This window comes from Hufsiella arboris (assembly GCF_009834875.1).
Lineage (GTDB): Bacteria > Bacteroidota > Bacteroidia > Sphingobacteriales > Sphingobacteriaceae > Hufsiella_A > Hufsiella_A arboris.
The window spans coordinates 1-1,023 of sequence record NZ_WVHT01000038.1; the positions used below are offsets into that span (position 1 = coordinate 1).

1 protein-coding gene is annotated in these 1,023 nt (G+C 53.1%); it reads left to right on the plus strand.

Translation table 11 applies throughout. The features are described 5' to 3' along the window. Positions 1-138: 138 nt before the first annotated feature. Positions 139-1,023 (plus strand): tetratricopeptide repeat protein (locus tag GS399_RS20545; protein ID WP_160846537.1); only part of this gene is annotated, 885 nt, incomplete at its 3' end.

Genomic DNA, 1,023 nt, shown 5'->3' on the forward strand with positions numbered 1-1,023 from the left:
GACAGGTTGGAGTGGCAGTTACCGTCAAGGCCTGTGTCAGTGCCGCGACTGCTGTTCTTCCTGCTGCAACTATTTTCTGCCACTTCCTCCACCGCCCAGGAACAGCCCACCTATGATCAGCTGGCCGATAAATACTTCATGACCTGGCAGTACGCCAGGGCAGCACCGATCTACCAGAAACTAAGCAAGCGAAAAAACACCAGTCCGGTGGTGTATTACCGGCTGGGCTACTCGTATGAACAAACCGGGCAATACCAGCAGTCCATTGAAGCTTACCGGAAGTACCTGGACAAGAATCCCAAAGCCGACAGTTTGTGGGAGCGGATCGGCGACCTGTCGAAAGTGACCGGTCAGTATGAGGATGCAAAAGCAGCTTATGGCAAAGCACCTTCCCAGTCGCCGTTGATCAAAGATAAAACGGCCGGCTGCGACTCGGCACAAAGCTGGCTGAAGAATCCATCAGCTGTCACGGTAAAAAATATGGGCGCCATTAACACCACTGCTTCCGACTGGGGAGCGGTGTACTACGGGCAAAACATTGTTTTTGTGTCCGACTCGATACGCAAACAGGTGTTTAACCAGAAGCGGCAGGAAACCTACGGCTGGACGGGAAGGCCCTATTTGAAGATCTACCAGACCGCTAATTCTTTTTCAGGCTCCACGGGTACCGACACGGCATCACTGAAAGACTTTTCAGCAGCCATCAACGACAGTAAATACCATACCGGTCCGGTAACATTTTCTAAAAACCAGGATACGGTGTACTACACGGTGACCGATATGGATAAGAACAAAACGCTGAGCTACCAGCGCATGGGTTACCGCAAAGGACTTCCGGTAGGTACGCGCAAGCTGGAGCTGTATTACCGCATCAAACAGGCAGACGGCAGCTGGGGCAACCCCAAACAACTTAATTGGGAGAACACGAAGAACTACTCGGTGGGCCTGGCGGCACTGAGCCGGGACGGGCAGACGCTGTATTTTGTCAGCGACATGCCGGGCGGACAGGGCAAGGCTGATATC